Annotated in this window: 16 protein-coding genes; 11 read left to right on the top strand and 5 right to left on the bottom strand. The window is 44.7% G+C overall.

Annotation, left to right across the window (positions count from 1 at the left end):
• The first annotated feature begins 73 nt into the window (after positions 1-73).
• The 6 genes from AC1DCV_RS30425 to hisG all read left to right on the top strand — a co-directional run bounded on the left by AC1DCV_RS30425 (position 74) and on the right by hisG (position 4,946).
• Positions 74-550, top strand: a complete 477-nt coding sequence (locus AC1DCV_RS30425; protein WP_477026693.1) for a group II truncated hemoglobin — start codon at positions 74-76, stop codon at positions 548-550.
• Positions 551-889: 339 nt separating this feature from the next.
• Positions 890-2,314, top strand: coding sequence for a hypothetical protein (locus AC1DCV_RS30420; RefSeq protein ID WP_477026692.1), 1,425 nt, complete (start codon positions 890-892; stop codon positions 2,312-2,314).
• A gap of 19 nt (positions 2,315-2,333) precedes the next feature.
• Entirely contained in the window at positions 2,334-3,389 is a 1,056-nt protein-coding gene (locus AC1DCV_RS30415) for a phosphoribosylaminoimidazolesuccinocarboxamide synthase (RefSeq protein ID WP_477026691.1), read from the top strand.
• A gap of 42 nt (positions 3,390-3,431) precedes the next feature.
• The gene (locus AC1DCV_RS30410) at positions 3,432-3,755 is read left to right on the top strand and encodes an AbrB/MazE/SpoVT family DNA-binding domain-containing protein (RefSeq protein ID WP_477026690.1); all 324 of its coding nucleotides are present in this window, start codon (positions 3,432-3,434) and stop codon (positions 3,753-3,755) included.
• An 18-nt stretch (positions 3,756-3,773) separates the two neighbouring features.
• Positions 3,774-4,295: a hypothetical protein gene (locus tag AC1DCV_RS30405; RefSeq protein ID WP_477026689.1), complete on the top strand. Its 522-nt coding sequence runs from the start codon at positions 3,774-3,776 to the stop codon at positions 4,293-4,295.
• A 3-nt stretch (positions 4,296-4,298) separates the two neighbouring features.
• Positions 4,299-4,946 carry an ATP phosphoribosyltransferase gene (gene hisG / locus AC1DCV_RS30400; protein ID WP_477026688.1) on the top strand — a complete coding sequence of 216 codons (648 nt, stop codon included), beginning with the start codon at positions 4,299-4,301 and terminating at the stop codon, positions 4,944-4,946.
• Here the strand turns inward: hisG and AC1DCV_RS30395 are convergent.
• Entirely contained in the window at positions 4,943-6,109 is a 1,167-nt protein-coding gene (locus AC1DCV_RS30395) for an acyltransferase family protein (RefSeq protein WP_477026687.1), read from the bottom strand. The two genes, hisG and AC1DCV_RS30395, sit on opposite strands and share 4 nt — an antisense overlap.
• A 218-nt stretch (positions 6,110-6,327) precedes the next feature.
• Between AC1DCV_RS30395 and AC1DCV_RS30390 the strand changes: the two genes are divergently transcribed.
• On the top strand, positions 6,328-6,705 hold the full coding sequence (locus tag AC1DCV_RS30390) for an iron chaperone (protein WP_477026686.1): 378 nt from the start codon (positions 6,328-6,330) through the stop codon (positions 6,703-6,705).
• A 59-nt stretch (positions 6,706-6,764) separates the two neighbouring features.
• Here the strand turns inward: AC1DCV_RS30390 and AC1DCV_RS30385 are convergent, their stop codons facing one another.
• Positions 6,765-7,742 carry a Gfo/Idh/MocA family protein gene (locus tag AC1DCV_RS30385; RefSeq protein ID WP_477026685.1) on the bottom strand — a complete coding sequence of 326 codons (978 nt, stop codon included), beginning with the start codon at positions 7,740-7,742 and terminating at the stop codon, positions 6,765-6,767.
• Between the two features lie 146 nt (positions 7,743-7,888).
• Here AC1DCV_RS30385 and AC1DCV_RS30380 point away from each other — a divergent pair, with 146 nt between their 5' ends.
• The gene (locus AC1DCV_RS30380) at positions 7,889-8,656 is read left to right on the top strand and encodes a hypothetical protein (protein ID WP_477026684.1); all 768 of its coding nucleotides are present in this window, start codon (positions 7,889-7,891) and stop codon (positions 8,654-8,656) included.
• 117 nt (positions 8,657-8,773) lie between these two features.
• Here the strand turns inward: AC1DCV_RS30380 and AC1DCV_RS30375 are convergent, their stop codons facing one another.
• A complete protein-coding gene (locus tag AC1DCV_RS30375; RefSeq protein WP_477026683.1) occupies positions 8,774-11,479 on the bottom strand; it encodes a ferritin-like domain-containing protein in 2,706 nt (901 codons plus the stop codon).
• A gap of 551 nt (positions 11,480-12,030) precedes the next feature.
• Here AC1DCV_RS30375 and AC1DCV_RS30370 point away from each other — a divergent pair.
• Entirely contained in the window at positions 12,031-12,393 is a 363-nt protein-coding gene (locus AC1DCV_RS30370) for a hypothetical protein (RefSeq protein ID WP_477026682.1), read from the top strand.
• A gap of 50 nt (positions 12,394-12,443) precedes the next feature.
• Here AC1DCV_RS30370 and AC1DCV_RS30365 read toward each other — a convergent pair whose 3' ends face one another.
• A complete protein-coding gene (locus AC1DCV_RS30365) occupies positions 12,444-12,947 on the bottom strand; it encodes a GNAT family N-acetyltransferase (protein WP_477026681.1) in 504 nt (167 codons plus the stop codon).
• A 64-nt stretch (positions 12,948-13,011) separates the two neighbouring features.
• Positions 13,012-13,401 carry a SpoIIAA family protein gene (locus AC1DCV_RS30360; RefSeq protein ID WP_477026680.1) on the bottom strand — a complete coding sequence of 130 codons (390 nt, stop codon included), beginning with the start codon at positions 13,399-13,401 and terminating at the stop codon, positions 13,012-13,014.
• 268 nt (positions 13,402-13,669) lie between these two features.
• Here AC1DCV_RS30360 and AC1DCV_RS30355 point away from each other — a divergent pair, with 268 nt between their 5' ends.
• Together AC1DCV_RS30355 and AC1DCV_RS30350 are read left to right on the top strand one after the other, a co-directional pair.
• Positions 13,670-14,047 carry a hypothetical protein gene (locus tag AC1DCV_RS30355; protein WP_477026679.1) on the top strand — a complete coding sequence of 126 codons (378 nt, stop codon included), beginning with the start codon at positions 13,670-13,672 and terminating at the stop codon, positions 14,045-14,047.
• Between the two features lie 635 nt (positions 14,048-14,682).
• Positions 14,683-17,070: an ABC transporter permease gene (locus AC1DCV_RS30350; RefSeq protein WP_477026678.1), complete on the top strand. Its 2,388-nt coding sequence runs from the start codon at positions 14,683-14,685 to the stop codon at positions 17,068-17,070.
• Positions 17,071-17,075: the final 5 nt, after the last annotated feature.

Here is a 17,075-nt window from a genome sequence, read left to right as displayed (position 1 = left end):
ATAAGTTCACCGCACTTACTTTTTGGTAGGCTCTTGATTACCATGTTTAACCTTTTTAGCTTTACTTAAAAAAATGACCAACAAAAGTATCCCAACATTGTACGAATGGGCCGGTGGTATGCCGGTATTTGAAAAACTGATCCGTGCATTTTACGACAAAGTGGTATTGGATGAATTATTAGGCCCGGTATTTAAACATATGTCGCCCGAACACCAGTTGCATGTAGCCCATTTTATCGCAGAAGTCTTTGGCGGACCCAAATTATATAGCGGAGGAGAAGGATCACATGCGGCCATGATCCAGAAACACCTGGGGAAACACCTGACGGAAGCACACCGGCAAAAATGGGTGCAGCTTTTACTCGCTACCGCAGATGAAATGGATTTGCCGGCAGACCCGGAGTTCCGCTCTGCCTTTGTAGCTTATATAGAATGGGGCACCCGGATAGCGGTGATCAACTCCAATGAACAAGAAGTCCAGATGAATCCCGATGAGCCCATGCCCAAATGGGGATGGGGAGAACCCGGCGGACCTTACCAGGCACCGTGAGTGTAATTACAGATAAGATTTATTTATGCCTATACACCGCCGGATCATCCCGATCCGGCGGCTTTTTTCCTGCCTGCACACGATTATAAAATTTGAATTTTGAAAGAAATGACATAACTTTAAATACATAGTTTATGAAGCTATAACAGGTTAACATATATAGAATAAAAATTTGTTTTTGAACCTCAAAGTGATTTGTTTAATTAAAACCCCTTAGACCGGAATTATCTGATTTATCCTGAATGATCGCCTCCCCCAGGGCAGCAAACATCCTTCATCATAAATAGGCTTTGCAGCAGTTAGCAAGGATTACTGTCTCATTTTCTCAAAGCAGCTACTTTGAAAGATCAACTGTCTATACCAGCCCCGGTAGATATGAACCCCTTCCGCTCCATATTTAAAAATAAATATGCAGGCTATCGTATCGTAACCATGCCGCCCGGATGGCGGGAAAAAGAAGAAAGCGATTTTACCTTTGTGCTTTTTAACGAAGAGCTCACCCCTTCCGAACTGCGCGATTTTTTCACGATCGCCACCGCGCAGCAACTCGTTAATCCCAGACCTGTCAGCAGAAACCTGCTGGAGCTGTCTTCCCTCTTCCACCCGCTGTTCTTTGAACGGTTCCGGCAGGAAGTTGCTACCGATCCCGCGGATGAAGCATATAGTCAATTTATACAGTCATTGAAAACATATCACCCGCTGTTGTCTGTAAATGCAGATACAGGTATGGGCACCAACCGGTATTACCTGCAGTCGCTGTTATTTCTCGCCGGCTGCACCCTCAGCGCGGCCATCATACAAAACCGCTTTACAGAAGCCACCATACAAAGTAAACTCGACCGGCTATGGCAGGTATCTTTTTACCTGGAAGCATTGGAGATAGATATTATCACCAGGGAAGCACTGCAGCAATTTGTGCTGCAATGCGGCTATGCTACCGACAGCCCATCCTTTGACCGGATCAGTGCCATCAAAAAGATGTACGGCCGCTTGCTGACGGCATTAAGCAGTGGCGTAGCCACTACCCCGCTGCTGGTGAAAGAAACTCCGCTGACGCCTGCACAACAGGAACGCTTTGGCTTTACAGCAGACCTTCGCGGCATGCTATCAGAAAACCTGCTCGCCATATTTGTATACGGCTCTTCTGTTACCAGTGAAAGCTTCGCAGACTACGACGTGATCTTATATGTAAAAGATGCCGATGCAGCATTACGCAAACTAAGCGGACAAAACCCCACCTATAAAGGAGTGGATATTAACATCAGTGTATATGATGAAGCGGACTTCTACGGTTTTCAATCTCTGTCCGGCGACAACCTCGATCAGCATGTGCTGTGCCTTTACGGAGAAGCTATAATACCGGTAAAATCGGCTGCTGATCTGTTGTACCGCAACTTCAGCTTCGGGTATGTACGCATGCGTCAGTTGCTGGGCATGGCGGGATTCTTAGCCAAAGAAGGTACCCACTCCGGACTGGAAGGCAAAGCGAACCTCTATCAGTATTTTATTAAAATCCCCATGCATATTGCAAAAGGCATGCGGGCGGCCATGCATGCCCCCAATAATAAAGAACTGATCAATCAGTGGACGCAAGTGACGCTCAATTACGCCATAGAAGAACAGGTGGCCTTTTGTGAAAACGGCCGCCCCTGGAAAGCTATTTCCAATGCCTACGCAGCTACCCTGAAATTATTGTATGTACTCAATGATACCTACCACGCCTTTGCATACGATGAATGGGAGGTACCGGAATTTTTACGCTAAAAGATAAAGCATGTCAAACATGAAAAACATCGGAATAATAAATCATTGCAGCGCCCTGACCGGCAGCCGGGTGGCTTACGCCGTACAGCAGCTGCAGGACCTGGAGTTCCCTATTGCCCTTATTGAACCCTCACTGGCGGAGAAATATGATATATACCTCGTATTGAAAGATACACCAGAGCAGGTACCAGATCCCCATACAATCGGCATCAGCACGGCAGTGCAAACGGAAAGCATTATAGAACGCATCCTGCAAAAGCTACCGTTTGATTTTGAACAGCTATCTCTTTTAGTGGAAGGAGAAAGCAAAATCATTAAATACTGGACGCCCAAAGTAGTAATTGAGAAATTCAAGCCTACAGTATATTCGTATACACATAATCGTTATGGACTGGTAGATGGTACCGATGCCATCCGCATCAAATTCACCACTGCCATATACCGCAAAATGACAGCTTACGGCAAAGGTCGTCCGTACGCCCCTGCCAGTGCGTTCCTCGCCGAAATAGAAAATGAACAGGGCCTGTTCATCGTACAGCACCTGGTAGATACCTGTAACATAGAAACAAGAATCAAAAGATATCATATTGGCTCACCCGTACACCGCTACCTGTACACCGCAAAGTATCCCTCTACCCGTAAGGATCAGGCGCCCATTACTACATGGACCCGCTTTGACACACCGGTGGTATGTTTCGACTGGCGTCACCCACTTACAGATGAAAAAAACAACCGGCTGGCAGATGAACCTATTTCGGATGATTACGCCGCACTATGGATACTGGACCTCCCCTTTGCCAAAAAGATGGCACTGGAAACTTTCCTGTGGCTGGAAAAAATGTTCTTTCAATCCGGGATCACCTTAATTGATATGTGCATTTTCATTGACCGTACCGGCAAATTGATTTATGGAGAAATCAGCCCCGATTGTATGCGCATCCGCTGGAACAGCCTCCATCCGGAACAGGCCGAATCCATGGATAAAGACCTGTGGCGAAAAGGAGCCGCCCCGGAAAAATTATATGAAAATTATGAAAAAGCTTATTCTTCTATGTTTAATATAAACCAGGAATAGCTGGCTATTCCCGGTGATATATCTCACTAAAAAACAAAAAAAATGGCTACTTCATTTAAAGAAAATCTCAGCAGCAGGACCATCTCTCCTGCAGGTATTATTACCCTCCCTCCGGCTGCCCGTCAGCTGCTCAAATTTGCAAAGGGACAAGGCAAACGTGTAGGCTTCACCGTAGAAAAAGACAAGGTGGTGATTTATCCAACGGCAACGGATAAACGACCTTTCAAAGCAGTGTCCGCACGCGGACTGATGAAGCTGAACCAGGCTGCAGGGGCCATTCTTAAAAGCGGGCATAAAGGCGCCGGAAAATACCAGGTAAAGCTGGATGAAAGAGAAGGCAATGTACAGCTCTATCCTCATCATTAAGATAGCTGCAATAAACGTATGGATCAGAAACAACGCCCCTTAATACTGGCAATAGACGGACATGACGGCGCCGGTAAAACCACCATGGCTACCCTGCTGGCACAGGCTACCGGAGGTACCTACCTCCGCCCCTTTGGTGGAAAAACAGGCGCCGCCCTGATAGCACATGCGGCAAAAAAAGAATACCAGCAGGTGGCCGACCTGGGAAGAGCAGCCATCAATACCCTCTTACAGGAAAACGATCAGGACATACTGGTATTCGACCGGCACTGGATGACCATCTTTACCCTGATACCCGCAGCGTACCGGCAGGACTGGCTCCCCGTTCCTCCCACTACACTTTGCTATGCCGGGATCAGCACCACCCTGCAACGACTGGCCATAAGAACAGAAGAAACGTTCGACATAGACTATCATACCGGCTACATGGAACAATACTTAAGTTTAGGAAAAGCTTTCGGCGCCAATATTCTCAGAACAGATCAGCATAGCCAGGAAGCATGCCTCGCTCAATTGCTGACATGGGCCACTAATTTATAACATATGCAACTGTACCATCCTGATTCACCCCACATAGATGCAACACCCCTTAGGATAGCGATTGGCAAAGGGAGGGGCTTCCATGAGTCTTTATCATTTATAGAGATGCCCACCTCCCCGTCCTTTCACAGCTTCAGAAAAGGAGACGTTCCGGTGTACCACGACAGCATCCGCAACATAACATTGCTGACCGTACGTAGTAAAGACATGTGCTGGTTATTGGAACAGGGACATATAGACGTAGGCATTGCCAGCTCCATATGGTTTCATGAATACGGCTTTCCCGGCCTGAGCTGCCTGCAGCCGCTACCACTGCAGCAATGCCGCCTGTCGCTGATAGCGCCGCGGCCTGTCCCCTTATCACGAATCAAAACGATCTGCACAAAATTCAGCGCCATCTCACAAAATTATATCACGGCGCATCATATGACAGCCCGCATCATTCCGATGGAAGGCTCCCATGAAGCAGCCCTCTTCCTTCATATTGCAGATGCTATTGTAGATGTGATTGAAACCGGGAGAACCATTAAAAGAATGGGGTTCTGTGAGCTGGATACCATCACCCCGCTGAGCCATGAAATATGGACCCGAAAAACGGATATCGTCACCCGGCAAAGATTATCAGCGTGTTTAAAACAACCTGTTTGCTAAACCGTCACAGTTTCCACCGCCACTGGTGCCTTATTCAATTTTCGTTTATTCAACACCCGCTGCCTGAGCCGCAGGAAGGGTACCTCCACTATTTTATTCAGCACAAAAGCCCCGACCAGCGCTGCCAGCAAACTCGCCACCAGCATCAGGTTGCCCTTGGGAGCCATCCCCGCTTTTTCAAAGAGCGGCTGCACCAGGTGTATCACGCCCTTATGCGATAAATAAAGCACAAACGAGAGTTTCGCGATCAAAGCCGTGGCACGGCTACTCACCCGGTACAAAAAGCCGGAGGGACTCACCGCTGCAATGACCATTAATCCATACCCCACAGATATCAATGGATATCCGAAGATAGAAGCAGCAAAGCCGCTCTGGTCTTCACACAAAAACCAGGCGCCTGCCAACACCAATATGCTGATGCCTAAAATCACATTACCATGCTTTGTAATTCTCTCTTTTACTAACGGCTTGAAGGCAAACAATGCGGCAATAGACACCCCGGCCAATAAACCATCTAACCGGTTGTAAGTGGGATAGTACATATACATGTACCAGTATTTCCATGCATTATCTGCTGCAGCTGTAGGCACAATCAGGTAATGCCAGCTATATAACCGGACCCCGAAACCAAAAAGAAACAACGCCACCAACAGCACCCAGCCCTTCTTTTCTGCTTTAAAAGCGATCAAAGCCGCCAGCACCAATGGAAAAAACAAATAAAAATGTTCTTCCACGCACAGAGACCATGCATGTGAAAAGGTTCCGCTGGTTTTAAGATCTAACCCCAGGTTTTGTGTAAAAGTCAGAAACTTCCACAGTGGCGGCAAGCTTTCCCTTTCCCGGAAAGCAGGGATCAAAAAATAAATGGCCAGCACCACCAGGTAAGGTGGAATAATTCTAAAGAAACGTTTAATGAAAAATTCCGGCAAAGAAATGGCTCTTCCCCTGGCCATTCTTTCAAACAGCTGCGATGAAATCAGGAAGCCACTTAATACAAAGAATAAGTCTACCCCCGTCCAGCCGAAGCCCATTATTGTATCCACCCACTCCGGATGTGCAAACATGCGGTAGTGATAAAACAATACCATAATAATGGCTAAAGCCCGCAAGTGGTCAAGTCCTAATAACTTTTTGGGTTCGGCGGACGCAGTTGGATATGTCATAAATGATTTGGCCGGTTCTCTATGAATGAACGCTTTTCACATGAAGGGAAGTAGCGTAATAAAGATAATTATAAACCGTAATAATTTTATTTTATTCGGAATACTTTTGAGCCGTTCTCTTTTTTGTCGCATACTGCACCTGGTAATGTCTCCTTCACACCGCACCCCTCTGAAAGCGAAACCTTAAATTTGTAGGGTTACTCAAATTACTGATCGCCATGAAAAGTACAACTATCAGCACCATAGATGAATACATCGCAGGCTTTCCGCCAGACATTCAGAAGATATTGGAACAGGTACGTGCCACTGTTAAAAAATCGGCCCCCAAAGCAGAAGAAACCATCAGCTATGGCATGCCTGCCTTTAAGCAAAACGGCCACCTGGTGTATTTTGCGGCCTTCAAAAGCCATATCGGGTTTTATCCCATCCCATCGGGAATGGAGCAATTCAAAGCCGAACTGGCCGGATATAAAACCGGGAAAGGATCTGTTCAGTTTCCGCTCGATCAGCCAATGCCATTAACCCTCATAAGCAAAATTGTAAAATTCCGGGTAGAGGAAAATGAAAAGAAATCAGCTACAAAGAAGAAAAAATAATACCCTCCGGCACCTGGAACAACTGCTTGTTCCAGGCTCTTTTCTATTTTATAAGATATTTACCATTGCTGCGTAAAGCTATCCATTAGTTGCATAGATAGTATCGCCTGCGCGGCGGAACAAGGATTCGGTCCTTTCCCTAAAAAATAATTCGTAACCTGTTCGATCATCGGTTGTTGCACATGTGGCAGTGCGTCAAAAGTAAATGTTTCGGATAGCCCGTCTTTACGCAGGGTGATCTTACTTCCAAACACCGGGAAACTGATCGTACCAGCCGACCCGGTTATTTCACACACATCTTCCTGATCCTCTTTTGACACAGTAAAGCACCAGGTGCCATTGAAAACAACCCCATTCTTAAATAAAATATGCCCGGTTACCAGGTCATCCGCCGGCGACAGATCCGCCTGATTCACCGCTATTCCTGCCGCATGCGCTACTTCTCCAAAAAAGTAAATCATTAAATCCAGCTGATGCGGGGCCAGATCATGGAATAAACCACCGCCGGAAATAGCCGGGTCCAGGCGCCAGTTAGTGGCGGAACCTGCAATCAGTTTAGAAGCCGGTGGCTGCAGCATTTTTAAGGACACAAAACGTATAGCACCAATAGCATTGTCTGCCAATAGTTCCTTTACTTTTAAAAACACCGGCTGCGCTCTGCGGTAGTGTGCTACACTTAACTTAATGTTAGTGCTGAGCGCTGCTTCATTCATGCGAATGGCAGCAGCGGCATTCAGGGTCATCGGCTTTTCCACATACACCGGTTTACCCGCAGCGATGGCCATCAGTGTATAGTCTTCATGCTGCAATGGTGGCGTAGCTATATATATCGCATTTACTTCCGGATCATGGATCAGTTCTGCGGCATCGTCATACCATTTAGGTACCCCATGACGCATGGCGTAATCCTTTGCCTTAGCAGCATCTCTGCGCATCACCGCTACCAGCGAAGAGTTGGGCACTTTATTAAAAGCGGGGCCGCTTTTCACTTCTGTTACGTCACCGCAACCAATAATACCCCATTTGATTGTTTCCATATAAAAAGAATACTGTTGACAAACGTGCGGCAAATTAATGTTTATCCGGCAGAATTTTTCAGCTTGATTTAGTACATTCACGGATGCCCTGCCAGCACATCCCTGGCATTAACATGATAAAATTGAACCCAACAATCCGATAAACCATGCATTTAAACGGAAAAATTTCCAGTATCACCTCCATTAAATTCGGCGCCGATACTACGGCAGAAGGAATTGTGAAAAGCGGACCGGTATATAGAGATGAAAACACTTTTGCCGCAGTGTTTAACGCTAAAGGGGATTTATCAGAGAAAAGCCGATGGAACGATAATGGAAAAACAGACACCAAACGAATTTTCAAATACGATACCACCAAAAATTTGAAAGAAGAAAAAGAAGTAGCTGCAGATGGTACCGTGTATCGCAAATTTGTTTCCCTGTTCAATACACAGGGACAGCAAATAGAATGGCAAATGAGTGAAAAAGGGAAAGGTATTACCGCCAAAGTTTTAAGCGTATATGATGCAGCCGGAAATAAGATAACAGACAAATCATTTTATAAAAAAGACAGCCCCGGCGGCGAAACCGCCTATCAGTACAATGAGAAAAGGTTGATGACAGAAAGAATTGACAGGAAGGCTGATGGCTCCATTGATCTGATACATCATTATGCCTATGATGATACCGGTAATGAGATAATGTATAAAAATTTTAAGGAAACAGGTCTCTTAAACAGGATGAGTCAATATAAATATGATCAACACAATAACATGATAGAGGAACAGGCATTCAATTCCGATGGAACTGCAGATGCAACTTATACTTATACATATGAATACGATGAGCAAAATAACTGGGTAAAGAAGATACAGTTTGTCAACAACAAAGCCCGGTATATCATCGAAAGGGAAATTCAGTACCAGTCAAAGTAAAAAAACATTGACCTTAGTGGTGATGTGAATCCGGTACTTTGTTAAAAAGTCCAGTTTTTATAAACGCAACAGGCCAGCCCTTAACGGGCTGGCCTGTATACATTTAAAGTGAATCATTTATACTTTGTAAGGCAACTGAAATGCTGGTCCGGCAGTAGTACCATCATTCAATCCGGAAGGCGTTTGCATGAGCTTACGCGCCAACAGATCCAGCGAATACATTGATCCGATGGCTTCCCTTAAAAAATGAGGCTCCCCGTTAAAAGTCCGGTGAAGGCCATTTAACAATGCCTGATATTGCTGTGCAAACTGCGTGGCCAAAATATGGGCAGTAGACCCCTTCGGATAATTAGCGGGCTGCGGATCATCAGCCATCGGATATACGCCTGCTTCATCAAAAGGAATGGCGGTCCCGGTATACGTATAAGTCTCTCCGTTACTCACCAGGTGATGACCAGCCACTATCTCCGCGTATTTATAGTAGTGCGACAGTTCACCTTGTCCATCATAAGGATCGGTAGCTTTGGTGCCTTCTCCCTGGTCCATGATTTCATCAATGGCGTTCAGGGCATCCTCAAGAGAAGTGATGACATACAGTTTGCCCATACCACTCCAGTCAGATACCTGTTTCTCAGCATGACCGAACGTGATTTTTCCCACCTCGTTCAGAGCGATCAGCGCTTTTTTGACCTCGCCATAAAACCATGCAATGGTGTACAGGCTTTCTTCTCCCATCAGTGCAGGGCGCAATGACCTGAAACGCTGCTGAATAATTTCTTCCGGTTCTTCGATCGACATAAAGCAGTCGCGTATCTGATCTATAGAGCAACGCCTTAAACGAACGGTAAGACCTGCACGTAATCCACCCGGTAAGGAACCCGGGTACTTAGGCACAAAACGCGAATGGGAGATATTAGGACTGCCGCCAATAGAAATCATGATGTTTGATACCAGTGCCATATGCAACATTTCCTCTATCACCACACTACGGATCAACCCGGATACTTCCACATTGCAATTGGGCTTAATGCTATACAATGCGCACAGGTATGGCGGAATAGTGGAATGTTCCAGTTCAATAGCTGTTTGTAAAGCCCGAACCAGATCCTCTACGGAGTCCAGGTTCATATAAACAGGATTATCCAGCCATTTGCGGATCATATGCAGTTTACCTCCGGAGAGATCACGGGTAACCGGCATATAATTGGGGCTGGTAATAGGCGTATGAAAAACATTCTTCAGAATATTAATTCGTTGTCTTACCTGTGCATAATCCGACAGATCAACAATTGGTTTCATGACCGGATACAGATCAGCATACTGCTGGAAGATAGGCTGCACATGTTCTACCCAGTTAGGTTCGTCCGGCACCTCATATTCGGTGTATATCAGGGCATTTAACAACTGATTACCGTTTTGTATGGCGCCGACTATTGGCGGCGTTGTACCCAACTGATAGGCCACTCCATATACCTGTCCATCTATATACCTCCTGGGGTTACCCGGATTCGCGGCTGTCAACGGGAGTTCCACAGTACCATCAGCACCGGTGGTAACGGTGAGCGGAAACGTAAAGGCAGATTGGGGTTGCCCAACATTTGTTGGCCCCGATACCGGCCCCTGTTTTATTTGTCCTTCAATAGTAGTAGGATCGTATATCAGCGTAATAGGTGCATTGGGTAATGGTTTTCCGAAAGCAGTGGCGTAAAATTTAGTCACCTGCTTTTCGCCGGGATTCATCCTGAACACAAATTTATCAGCCCGTAAGAAAGTACCGGCACTGTTCTCTGATAAAACCATCGGGGTAAGGGGGCCGGGAAAACCTGCAAAAACCGCCAGTGGATTGGAAGCCACCAGCGTAGCCTGTTCAGCACTTAAGGTCATCGAAACAATCCCTCCTGTGAGCGTATACCAGGCGGGATCGAGATACCTGATTTCACCTAGGGACACCGGAGTGCCATTTGCAGGGGTTACCCCCAGGTAAAGCTTGCCGTTGTCGGCAACGGGGCCACCCACGCTCTTGGTAGGACAACTGTTACCGAGGTCAATACTCAACACATTGTTATCTACTATGCAATATGCGGTATTCAGATTGAAGCCGGCGCCGGGAACAGCACTCAGCATCCTTCCTGCCGTAAAATAATCCGGCTCCTGCACGCCCTGCTGACCAATAGTACCCACCACGCGGCCCAGGGTAAAATCCTCCTGCGAAGAGTTATCCTGGAAACCATCTACGTTGAATTTAATACTGAGTTTTTCCGGTATCACTCCTTTGGGTGTTACAGAGGCCAACTCTTTCAGAAACCGGGATTCTCCCAGGTTAGCCCATTTGGTGATATTCAGCACGCTCTGGTAGTAGGCGCCAAAGAAAGAATCCGGTTGTCCCGATGGATAGCGCACCCAGATATCACCGAAGGGAGCCTCTTTAAAGTCACCCCGGAAGCCGGTTTTATTATCTTCCCCCACAATGACCTGGAAGCCCCATAGCTCAGATACCATCTGCTGCTCAGGGTCAAGGTCAACAATTTTTCCTTCTGCGCGGCCATCAGCGCCGGTTACCGCCAAACCAACAACGGGGTCTTCAGCCGGGTCATCGCAAAAAGTACCGTCCAGGTAATATACCCGTTTTACGGAACAATTATAAAAGCGCCAGGCGCCGGTACCATTGGGATTCCACCAGCCATTGCTGGCACCCTGGCCAGGCATATCGTAACTGGTTTGGAACTGATCGGTGTTGAAGTGTTGCGGATCATTGTTTACCGTGGAAGGATCGGCCTGGAATTTTCCCGAAAACTGCAAACGGGGACTCTGTAAATAACTCATAAGTGAATAGATATTTTGGGTTTTATATGAAAGCATGGAAAACTAAAAGGCAGGAAGGAGTATTCCTTGCCAACAACAAGACACCGCAAGTCCATGGCTTTGCCAGTAGGGAGTTGCCCATCACAAGACAATAAAAAAAACAGTCTGTTACCTGTCTGAAGAAATATGCAGGGTGATCATAGTTTACTAGTTATAATGAGGAATAAAAATTTGAGTTTTCGCCAGTCTTATGCGATTATATTTTATATACAATCTGTGAGGTCGTCTATAAAAATAGGGGATTTTTGGATAATTCATACCTGATTAACAAAATCATCAAAAAAAAAGGGAAATCAAAAATCTTCCCACTGGTATCACCATCACAAATTAGTTAACCTGGGTGCATGAACAGGAAATATTTATGATAGATTTTTGTGCTGTTAAACAATTACCCGAATATGAACACACTGATTCTATTACAAATTTCTCTGATCGCCCACCTGACAGGATTGACCTTAATGGCCGGCACTACAGTGGCAGATTTTGTTACTTTCAAAAACTTTTCCAAACGCATGGAACTGGAAAAAGAAGCACCCTTAAATTTATTGGAGTTGATGACAAAACTTGGTGCTCTTTTAGGGATAGGTGCAGCCCTGCTGATCACTTCAGGCGTGGGCTTAATGTTCTGTACCGGCGGCGTTTTCGCCCACATGATCTGGTTTAAAATAAAATTGACACTTATTCTTGTTCTTATTCTGAATGGCTTTTTAGTAAAGGCCCGGCAGGAATCAACCTTAAAAAAGAACATCCATGGAAATACCTTATATCTTTCTGAACCAGTCAAAGGTGCCATGCGGAATCTCAACATATTTTACCTGGTACAGATGGGAATATTCTTTATAATTATTATTCTGGCAGTTTTTAAATTCAACTAAATATTCATACCCGGGGGATACTAAAAGAGTATCCCCTTTTTGTTTACGGACTAAACAGACCGTTGAATCACAAAATAGGTTACCTCACCATACTCCCGTACTAAATTATTCAACCGTTTAAATCCTGTCTTTTCCAATACCTTCTGAGAACCGATATTATCAGGGTCAGTAACGGCTACCACCTCGTCCGCGCTCGTATTGGTGAAACAATAATCCACCAAAGCCCTGCTTACTTCTGTACCAATACCTTTACCCCAGTATTTCGGACTCAGGGTGTAACCTATTTCCAACTGACCCGGTACATCTACGAAATTGCGCGCCAGGCACATGCCGATAAAGTCGTTGTTGGTGGCGTTGAATATTCCCCAGCGGCTAAACAATCCCCTCTTGTAATCGTCCAATGCGATATGAAACATCTCTATATATTGTTCAGGAGAGCGATAAGGCAAATAGCTGGTAACTTTTTCATCTTCAAAAAGCGTAGTAAACAATGATATTTCTGCCGGTAAAAACTCACGGATGATGATAGTATTGCTCTGATAAATAATATGCATAGTTCAATCTTTCTTATTGCAAATATCTTCATTTTAAATTTATTCTCCGGAAAGCACTTCCAACCTAAAGATACTGTTGCAGCCATTCCCTTGCTTCCGCATCAGTCGTAAATGATTTCATTGGAATAGGGGGCGTTTTTAGCTTAAATAAGATATTCATGATCAGCTTTGTTAAACCTGGTTTTGACACCATCGCCATCGCGGTATATACATGCGGCAATTGTTCTGTTGAAAATTTTCTTGTCTCCCTATCCGGCACAGGAGAATTAGTAAGATAAATTAATAGCGGTACTTTTTTATTCCCGGTTATTTGTTTTACCAATACAATATTGCGGGAAATATTTTCAACTGTTCTTAAAACACTTTTAGAATAGGAATACAAAATACCAGTATTATCAAAATAATAATCCGCTATTTCTCCTTTAATAAGCGGAAGGTGATCAGGTCGATTCATTCAGATCTTATTTAAGTTCCTCATAACAGCGATCGCTGCTATTCTAAGCAATAAATGTACGCTAAATCCGCCTGTATTGCTTCCCCGCAGCAACATACTTACCCATTATGGGTATAACTCCACACAAAAACCTGCCAAAATACCGCAGGTATGAACCTGTATACTATATTATATAGCAACACACCCCTGATATAGCCCATATGGCCTTCTGGTATGCTAATTGCATTTTCACTGTCAGATCTATATTGAATCACCAAAAAAGTAATTTATGAAATCGATGCTTAAAATTATTGGCGTATTATTATTTTCCGTTGTGCTGTTTGCCGCTTGTAGTAAAAGCACCGACCCCGCAGATGTAGATATCTTTGCTGGTACCTTCAAAGGAAAAATTGGATATATTGACGCCAACAAAAACATCAGCCAGGCAAGTGGCAGTGTTTTCGTTACAAAAGTGGGTACCCGATATGATTTTAGATTCTCTGATGCCATTCCAGACCTTACTGGTGTAGAGTTTGAAAAGAAAGATGATAATACATTAATGAGTATTGGATCTTCTGGCACCGGCATGATCACCATCAACAAAGATAAACTTGTGATAGGCTTTACAAGGGATAGCAAATCCTGGACAGCAGATTGCAATAGATAGTACATTCATTGTGAGATAGTAATAATATCGAAAATAAATAGGCCTTCCCTTCGTATGACGGGAAGGCCTATTTATTTTAATAGCTCAGACAACTTCCTTAATAACTTCCTTAATAACGAACCTGGTAGCCGATTTATATCCCCAGGTGGGAAAAATATCACATCACCAATGTTTTATCCGGAACGGCAATGGCAATTGTTTTACTTTTAGGGTTATGAATGATAGATGGATCTGCACGGACAGCAGAAAAACATACCTGCCGGCACAGGAGCAGCGCAAAAAGTATAAATGAGGAATGGAAGCTTCAGGTAGTTTATTATTGGAAACATATTCATGATGACAAAATCATTCAACAAATAACGGTCGATCGTAAAATATAAAAATAATCAGGCCTGCCCAATCTTTTAATCGCCGCATCTGTCACTTAAAACCGAACACACGTGTCCGTATCCGCACAGCAAACTTGTAAAGATGGCCGTAATAAAGATCTAAACATAGCCACCACAGAGCATAAAGCGATATCCGAACAAGTGGTATGGTAGTTGTCACGGACTAATTAAATGCCTGCGCTGACTCTAAAACAGCTCGTATAGCGCATCACTTAACAGTTTAAAAGTATTTTTTAAATTAACCTTATGTTTCCGAACTACTTGAAGATCGCTTTCCGTGTTCTCTGGCGCAACAAGATTTATGTAGTCCTCAACATTGTAGGCCTGGGCTTTGCCATTGCCTGTTGTATACTTGCTTACCTAAACTATAACTACAGGGAGAACTTCGACCGGAATCACCTTCATGCGGAACATATTTACCGGTTGAACAGCACACGCGTAGTGGATGGAAGTAAACAGCCATGGGCAGTTGTACCGTTACCGTTAGCACAGGCAATGCAGAAAGAACATGCGGGGGCTGACCGGATTGCCCGCCTCAGTAGTGCCTCCATTGTGGTAAAAATTAAAGAACATACTTTCGATGAGCATATCCATTATACCGACAAGACGTTATTTGATTTTTTTACGTTCCCGCTGAAATACGGGAACTTATCCGGATTTGATCAGGCGAAACAGGTCATCATCAGCGCAGCTTTCGCGGACAAATACTTTCCCAAACAAATGCCCATAGGTCAATCGCTGACGATCATCGGATCAGCTGGTAACCCTGAGGAATATACGGTTACCGCAGTAACACAGCCAATCCCGGCCAATTCAAGTATTCAATTCGATATCATCACCTCATTTGAAAATGGATTTGTTCATGGAAAGCTAGCTCCTGAAGATTGGGCGAACCCAAGCCTCGTTACCACATTTGTGGAATTGAAAAATAAGAATGCAGCCCGCTTTGTAACAACTAACCTGAATCCCTATATAGCGTTGCATAACCGTAATCGCACCAATTGGCCGATAGAAAGTTTTACGCTCCAGCCTTTTGCTACGTTGGCGGCGAGCTCGGATATTGATATGCCGGGATACGTCTATGGCAGCCAGTTAACAGCCAATCCCCGTGGTGTACTTGTGATAGTGCCGGCTATCATGTCATTGTTTATTTTACTGATTACCTGCTTTAATTTTACCAATATTTCCATCGCATTTGCCAGTAACAGATTAAAGGAGATCGGTATCCGAAAAGTAATGGGAGGTTTCAAACGCCAGTTAATCTTACAATTCCTGACCGAGAACATCGTGTTATGTTTGCTGGCCGCTGTATTAGCATTGTTGTTTGTCCACTTACTCTTACCAGCTGTCATTCAGCTTACGAACGTTGACCTTTCACCAGACTATGGCAGGGATTACGGGTTCTGGCTTTTCCTGTTATTCATTCCTGCTGTCAGTGCTATCTTTTCCGGTTTATACCCGGCAGTATACGTCAGTTCCTTTCAGCCATTGCAGATTCTTAAAGGTAAAACGGCCATCGGCGCTTCCAACCGTTTTACACGGTTCCTGTTGATTTCACAATTTAGCTTATCCTGCTTCGCACTGGTGGTAGGCATTGTAATGTCACAGAATGCCTCCTTTCAACGGAAAGTTGATTTTGGTTATGCTATCAATGAGGTAGCTGTAGTAGAAATCAATAACCCGCAGGAGTACCGCGTTTTAAGCCAGGCTGTTCAACAAAACCCGGAAATTAAAAGTGTAGCCGGATGCGTTCAACAAATTGGTGATGGCACTTACACCCAAACCGCCAAAACTGAAAAGAATGAAATACAAACACAGGTAGCACGTGTTGGAGGCGAAGCCTACCTCCATAGTATGGGACTTCATATAATGCAGGGGCGGCATTTTTACAATACCGGCGCCGATGCGGATAAGTCTATCCTGGTCAATGAAACCTTTCTGCAACGGTTGCAGCTCACACAGCCACTCGGCCAGCGTGTGACCCTCGATAGTACCCAATACACGATTGTTGGCGTGGTGAACGACTACAAAGAATATGGCTTGCACGGCCTTGTGCCACCTTGCGTGTTACGCATGGCGAAACCCGATGACTATAAGTTTATGGTTGTTCGGGCAGATAAAGATAAACTACCGCAGGTAACCAGATACTTACAGTCCACCTGGCACCAGTTAGTACCCAACATACCATACCGGGGCTATTTACAATCGGATTTAATTGAAAAAGAAATCCGTATGACACAGGCCTTCAAGTCGATTGCATTTTTCCTGGCTATTGTTACCTTGCTTTTATCAGCATCAGGTTTGTTTGCACAAATCTCTTTGAACATTGATAAGCGAAGCAAAGAAATTGGTATTCGTAAAGTACTTGGTGCATCGATCCTGCAAATTATCGGACTGGTAAACCGGGAGTTCATACGCATACTCCTGATTGCTTTTGTGGTGGGTGCTGCTTTGGGTTATTTGTTTACCAACAAGTTTATTTTCCAGGTTATTTATCAATATCATCCTGCTGCGGGTCCATGGCCCTATATCGGTACATTCCTGATTGTGTTGCTTTGCTGCAGTGCTATCATTGGAACGAGGGTATTTCAGGCAGCCAGTGCCAATCCAATAGATAGATTGCGGGCAGAATAGTATTA

This window comes from Chitinophaga sp. 10T418 (assembly GCF_056394125.1).
The sequence above is the reverse complement of the archived record's forward strand: the minus strand, read 5'-3'. Positions and strand labels throughout refer to the sequence as shown.